At 70.0% G+C, this 6,734-nt stretch carries 4 protein-coding genes and 1 pseudogene; 3 read left to right on the top strand and 2 right to left on the bottom strand.

All coding sequences use genetic code 11. The annotated features are described in order from the left end of the window. Nucleotides 1-1,339, bottom strand: a 1,339-nt coding sequence (locus tag WAX14_RS00330) for an Hsp70 family protein (protein ID WP_422626113.1), incomplete at its 3' end; no start/stop codon positions are given. Between the two features lie 245 nt (nucleotides 1,340-1,584). Between WAX14_RS00330 and WAX14_RS00325 the strand changes: the two genes are divergently transcribed. The 3 genes from WAX14_RS00325 to WAX14_RS00315 are packed head-to-tail and all read left to right on the top strand — an operon-like array spanning nucleotide 1,585 to nucleotide 6,200. After that, nucleotides 1,585-2,886, top strand: coding sequence for an IniB N-terminal domain-containing protein (locus WAX14_RS00325; RefSeq protein ID WP_422626112.1), 1,302 nt, complete (start codon nucleotides 1,585-1,587; stop codon nucleotides 2,884-2,886). A gap of 54 nt (nucleotides 2,887-2,940) precedes the next feature. Beyond that, nucleotides 2,941-4,767: a dynamin family protein gene (locus WAX14_RS00320; RefSeq protein WP_422626111.1), complete on the top strand. Its 1,827-nt coding sequence runs from the start codon at nucleotides 2,941-2,943 to the stop codon at nucleotides 4,765-4,767. After that, the gene (locus WAX14_RS00315) at nucleotides 4,764-6,200 is read left to right on the top strand and encodes a dynamin family protein (protein ID WP_422626110.1); all 1,437 of its coding nucleotides are present in this window, start codon (nucleotides 4,764-4,766) and stop codon (nucleotides 6,198-6,200) included. Before WAX14_RS00320 ends, WAX14_RS00315 begins: the two co-directional genes overlap by 4 nt. A 1-nt stretch (nucleotide 6,201) precedes the next feature. Here WAX14_RS00315 and WAX14_RS00310 read toward each other — a convergent pair. After that, a pseudogene (locus tag WAX14_RS00310) lies at nucleotides 6,202-6,734 on the bottom strand (hypothetical protein); the annotation flags it as partial.

Here is a 6,734-nt window from a genome sequence, read left to right as displayed (position 1 = left end):
CTCCGGCGGTCGTCGGCGCGCTGGGAGTGACCACGGTCGACGAGCGGGTGGATTCGGCTCCGGCGCTCGTCGTCAGCGTGCCGACGGCGAGTCCACCGCCGGTGACGATCACGATCGCGACGGCGGCCGCACCGATCAGCGTGAACTTACGGGCCTTGGAACGCTGTGGCTCGACGGGTTCGCCCACCGCGAACGCCGCCCGGTCACCGGGTGGCGGTGGCACCACAGACAGTTCCGTGGTGATCGCGTCCTCGACGGGCAGGGTTGGATCGGGTGCAGTGACCACAGCACCCGGGGCCGTGAGCGAGCGCACCGAAACGATGCCCGCGCCTGTCGCGGCCGTGTCTGCCGGGTGCGCCGACGCCGTCACCGGAAGGCCAAGACAAAATGAAATGGATTCGGCGACAATCGGAATGGACGATCCACCGCCGACAAGCAGGACCCGGCTCACGTCGGACGGGTCGATGTCGGCGGTGCGCAACGCTTCGGAGATCAGCGCCAGCGAGTCGCGCACCGGCCCCCGCGCGAGATCCTCGACCTCGTCCCGCACCAGTCGCACATCGCGACGGACCCCCGGCAACTCGACCGCAACGACGACCTCGGTATCCGCCGACAACTCCTCCTTCGCGGCGCGGCACCGGGCCCGCAGTTCGGCCAGCGCATCGACAACAACCGGATCGAACACGTCGAGATTGCCGGTGGCGTCACCGACGGCATCGAGCACATGCGTGGTCACGAGGTGATCGAGCATGTCGCCGCTCAGTTCGACGCTCGACAGTGGACGGCCCAGCATCTCCGGTTCGGCGCCGGTACGAAGCACCGCCACATCGAGCGAACTCGCGCCCAGGTCGTAGACCACGACGATCCCGTCGCCCAGCGGACCGTGCACCGCGTCGAGCCAGTGCACCGCCGCCACCGGTTCGGGCATCAGCATCGCCTCGCGCAGGCCGATGCGGTCGAGCGCGCCGCGCAGAGCATCGACCGAGTGCTCCGGCCAGGTGGCGGGACGGGTCACCGTCACGGCGGCATGCGGCAAAGACGCATGCACCAGGCAGGACACCGCGGTCGCGGTGAGGTCCTCACCCGACCAGGAGGTGCCGTCGGCGGACAGGATGCCGACCGGGTCGCCGACACGGTCGACGAAGCCGGTGAAGCCGCTGCGTCCGGTGCCGTTGCCCAACTCCGCTGTGCTGTCCTCATGCAGTCGCGTGGTGTTGTCGTCGTGCAGTCGCACGGTTGCGGCGCGGCGCAGGACCGTCGGGTTGTCGGGTCGGTCGCGCATGGTGGTAACAGCCACCGCGTTCGCCGATCCGATGGTGACGCCCAGTCCTGCCGGCATCGGTGCCTCCCGTCCTGCTTCGTGGCGGGTCGACTCCGCCGTGTCGAACCGATATGTCGCTTCGCCCACGCATTCCGTTAGCGCGCTCCCGGGCGATGGGCACAACTCCCTAGCGGCCACGCACCCCCTAACGCACCGGCGCCGGCAGATGGGGGCGCTGATCCCCTTGGTCGCGGGGACCGGGGCTTCCTAACGTCGACGTCAGCCCGAAACACCCGGCAACCCGAACACCATAGGAGTGTGCGATGTCCAACGCTGTGCTCGACTTCATCCTCGCCCTGTTCCGCGACGAGGACGCACTGGCCCGCTACTGCGAGAATCCCGATCTGGTGCTTGCCGAGGCCGGACTGACCGACGTGTGCCACGCCGACATCGTCGCGGTCGCGCCGCTGGTCGCCGACACCGGCCTGTTCGCGGGTTCCGCGCTCGACGTGACCGCCGCGCTCGGCGGTGCAGGCACGATCGCCGGAAGTGCCTCCGCCGGACTCGGCCTGAGTGGCGGTCTGGGTGTCGGTGGCGGTTTGGGTGGCGGCCTGGGCCTGGGCGGGGGCTTGGGTCTCGGTGGTGATCCGGCGTCCGGCGCCGAAGCCGGAGCGAGCGGTGATCTGCACGTCGATACCGGTCTCACCATCGGTGCCGCGTCCGATCTGGCCGCATCGCTCGGAGCGGCCCTGCAGGCGGGCGGCGCGGCCGGCGCTGCTCTTGATGGTGCCGTCGGATCTGTCCTCGACGCGACGCTCGGCCTCGACGGATCGGCCGCGACCGACCTCGGTGCAGCGGTCTCGGGTGCGCTGGCCGGCGGGCTGGGACTCGACCCGAGTGCCGCCGCACACCTGGGCGTCGCACTCGACGCCGCCCTGTCCGCAGGTGGCGACTTCTCCACCACGGTCGACGCGGAGGTCGGTGCCGGCGCCGACCTCGGCGTCGCAGTCGGTACTGCGCTGGCAGGTGCGCTCGGGACCGGGACAGAACTGGGTGGTTCGCTCGGCGGTGCCGTCGACTCCGCGCTCGACCTCGGGGCAGGTGTCGATGCCGATCTGGACGCCGATCTGGGTGCCGGTGCGGATCTGTCGGCCGCGACCGGTTCGGTGCTGCAGGTCGGTGGCGATCTCGGCGCGCAACTCGAGAGCGCGATCGGTGTTGGGGCAGCAGCAGGCGTGGACGTGACGGCCGGGCTCGTGGGCGATGTCGGTGCGGCAGTCGATACCGCCGCACAGGCGGGTGGTCAGCTCACCGGTGGTGTGTCCGGTGCCGGACTCGACGCGGACGCTGCCGCGGGACTGCAGGGCGCCGCGGACCTCGGGGCGTCGCTGTCCGGCGACCTCCACGGGGCGACGGATGTGTGGTCGTCGCTCGACCCGGGCGGCCTGTTCGGAAACGCCGCCGGCAGCGGTGGCCTGTTCGATGCTGCCGCCGGCAGCGGTGGCCTGTTCGACTCCTCGGTCGGCGGGGACGGGCTGTTCGTCGGCGGATCGAGCAACGTCGGCCCCGACACCACCGGCATCACCGATGTTTCCGACATCACCGGCATCGACTTCCCGAACTGATCCGGTCGCCGTAATCTCCACAGTCCACGACAGAAGGCGAGCCGTCGCAGCACCATGCAGAACACACCGGTCCACCCAGCGCCGCGCCGCGCCGCGCTCGCCGAACTCGTCGACGACGCCACCGAATACACCCGGGCCGCCGGTCGCGGTGATCTCGCCGCCAGGCTCGCCGCGACCCGCACACGGGTGCTCGACCCACGGCTGCGTGTCGTCGTGGTGGGGTTGCTGGGTCAGGGCAAGAGCCGTTTCGTGAACTCGCTGCTCGGGCTCGACGTGTGCTCGGTGGGCGACGACGAGACCACCGCCGTGCCGACCCTCGTGCAATACGCAGCCGAGGCCTCCGCCGAACTGGTCGTTGCCGACACCGGTGCCGAACCGGAGCGACTACCTGTTCCCCTCACCGAATTGCGCGGGGTCGGTCCGCGCAGTCGCCACCCGGGCGACCGCGAGATCCGCCAGCTCGAGGTGAATGTGCCGAGCCCACTTCTCGCCGACGGACTCGTCTTCGTCGACACTCCTGGCGTGGGCGGGCACACCAATCCGCACACGTCCGCGACACTCACGCTGCTGTCGTCCGCCGACGCCGTGTTCGTGGTGTCCGACGCGAGCCAGGAATTCACCGCGCCGGAGCTGAGCTTCCTGCGGCAGGTCCGGATGCTGTGCCCAGCGGTCGCGGTGCTCGTCACCAAGACCGATCTGTATCCGCACTGGCGGGCGATCGTCGACGCCGACCGTGGTCATCTGCAACACGCCGACCTCGACGTTCCGCTGCTGCCCGTCTCGTCGCTGCTGCGCGAGCACGCCCTGCAACTCGACGACGAGTCGCTGCACCAGGAGTCGGGATTCGCTGCCGTCTACGACCATCTGCGTGAGCGGGTCGTGGCTCGTGCCACCGACGACGACCGGCACACTGTCGCACACGAGGTCGCGGTCGTCGTCGATCACGTCGCACTGGGGGTCGCCGGGGAGCTCGCGGCTCTGCGCGACCCGGATGCCGGAGCGGCCGCCGTCGCGGACCTGGTCCGAGCCAGGAACGCGGCCGAGGCGCTGCGCGCCCGCGCGGCGCGCTGGCAGCAGACGCTCGCCGACGGCATCACCGATCTGGCCGCCGACATCGATCATAACCTGCGGGACAGGTTGCGGCATGTCACCCGCGCCGCCGAGTCCGAGGTCGACGCATGCGACCCGGGCGCACAGTGGCCGCGTCTGGGTGGATGGCTCGCCGAACAGGTCGCGGAGTCGGTCGGAGACAACTTCGTGTGGGCGCACGAACGATCCACCGCACTCGCCGCCACTGTCGCAGACCTGTTCGCCGCGGACGGTGCGAACCGTCTGCCACACCTGCGGCTCGCCGACCTCGACTCGCTGTTCGAACCGGTCGATCCTCTCGAGGTTCTCGACCCGGGCCGGATCGGTGCGGGCCAGAAGATGCTGGTCGGGATGAAGGGGTCGTACGGTGGTGTCCTCATGTTCGGGCTCGTCACCACGCTCATGGGCATGGCCCTGATCAATCCGGTTTCGATCGGCGCCGGTGTCGTGCTCGGCACCAAGGCGTATCGCGACGACAAGCAGGCCCGCGTCGCGAAACGACGGGTCGACGCGAAGACCGCGATCCGGCGTTTCACCGACGACGTCGGGTTTCAGGTCGGCAAGGAATCGAAGGATCGGCTGCGGTCGATCCAGCGGCAATTGCGCGACCATTTCACCGAACTCGCGGATCAGACATTGCGGTCGGTCTCGGAGTCCTTGCGGGCTGTGCAGGAGGCTGCGGCGCTGGAACAGCAACAGCGGCACCAGCGCGCGGATGAACTCGAAGAGAAACTGAAAACACTTGTCGCCCTGCGTGAGCGGGCACGTGAACTGGCGGGAGTGCGACCGTGAACGCTGGACAGTTGATCGCGGAGGCGCGGGCGGCATACGGGCACGATCCGCGGATCGCGCGGCAACTCGCGGAATGTGAGGCCCGGCTGGCGCAACCACTGCGGGTGGCACTGGCCGGCTCGCTCAAGGCAGGCAAGTCCACTCTGCTCAACGCCCTGGTCGGGCAGGACATCGCGCCCACCGATGCGACCGAGTGCACCCGCGTCGTCACCTGGTACCGCGACGGGGCCACTCCCGCGGTCACCGCCAGATACGGCGGCGGCCGGTCGCTGCCCGTTCCGGTCCAGCGTCGGCGCGGCAGGCTCACGTTCGACCTGGGGGAGTTGACCGCCGATCGCATCGACGGCATCGACGTCGAGTGGCCCGCGCGGGCGCTCCGGCAGACCACGATCATCGACACACCGGGTACTTCATCTCTCTCCCAAGATGTTTCGGCTCGAACCCTGAATTTGCTCACGCCCGACGACGCGGCATCCGGCGCCGACGCGGTCGTCTACCTGATGCGTACACTCGGTGCGGCCGACGTTCAATTCCTCGAACGTATCGGCCGCCACGTCGGAGGCGACTCCGGTCCGCTCGGTGTGATCGGCGTCGTTTCGCGGGCCGACGAGATCGGTGCGGGCCGCGCCGACGCGATGATGTCGGCCAAGGACGTCGCCTCTCGATTCTCCGGCGAACTCGAACGCACCGGACTGTGTCAGGCGGTCGTCCCGGTCGCGGGGTTGCTTGCACTCGCCGCACGGACTCTGCGTCAGCGCGAGTTCGCCGCGTTCGAGGCGCTTGCCGCGCTGCCTGCTGCGGAACTGCAGGCCGCGATGCTGTCCGTCGACCGGTTCGCGCGGCCGGACATGCCGCTGCCCGTCGACCCGGAATTGCGTGCACAACTGGCGGACCGGTTCGGGCTCTTCGGGATTCGGATGGCCGTCGCACTCGTGCAACTCGGTGTGCGCGACTCTCCGACGCTCGCCGCGGAACTGCTCGCGCGCAGTGGGCTCGACGAACTGCGGCAGGTCATCGACGTCCAGTTCGGCCGGCGCGCCGAGCAACTCAAAACTCATTCGGCGTTGCTCGCCCTCCGGCGGGTACTGCGCGCGTGTGGTGATCGTCGTCTGCTGGCGTCGGTGCAGCGGGAACTCGCGGACGGCCACGGATTCGCCGAACTGCGCCTGCTCGGCCGGTTGCGCTCGCATCCCGTCGAACTCGGGGTCGACGAATCCCTCGAACTACAGCGCCTCGTCGGTGGTTTCGGGATCGGGGCGCGGCAGCGACTTGGGCTGCCCGACGACGCGCCCACGCCGCAGGTCCGGGCCGCGGGTGTCGCGGCGGTGCGCGTGTGGCGCGCCCGGGCCGAGCACCCGCTGCTGGACCCGTTCACTGCGCGGGCGGCAGCGGTAGCGGTGCGCAGCGCGGAGGGTGTGCTCGCCGACATCTGATTCATCCGCGCACCGGATAGACAGCACCGCGCGGCCGGCACCGCGCGGCTGTCCTCGTCGTCGGCGGTTGTGGGTGGCGGGCACGGTCGACGGCCCGCGCGAAACGATCCGCGACGACGTCGAAGCGGAACAACTCCGGCCACGTCCACCGCACGACCTCGAACCCGAGGTCGCGGATCGCGTCCTCCCGTAGCTTCTCGCGCCGCACGGTCTCCGCCGTCGACGTGGGATCGCCCGCGCCGTATTTGCCCATGCCGTCGAATTCGCCGACGATCCCGAGTTCCTCCCAGAAGAAGTCGACGCGCGCGACGAACACGCCGTCGGGCGTGAACAACTCGCGTTGCAGGCTCGGGTCCGGGATGCCCGCCGAGCGGAGGCGGAGTCGGCCCAGAGATTCGCCGGGGCTCTCGCTGCGCCCGTCCAGCAGGCCGACGACGCGCCGCGCCGCCGCGACCCCGGAACGCAGGGCAGCGCCGTCGAGTGCGGCCGGGATCGTGACGAGAGCGGACGGGCACCGGCGCAGCAGCGAATCCC

The organism is Rhodococcus sp. (in: high G+C Gram-positive bacteria) (genome assembly GCF_049299235.1).
Lineage (GTDB): Bacteria > Actinomycetota > Actinomycetes > Mycobacteriales > Mycobacteriaceae > Rhodococcus.
This window is presented reverse-complemented; position numbering and strand designations above follow the sequence as displayed.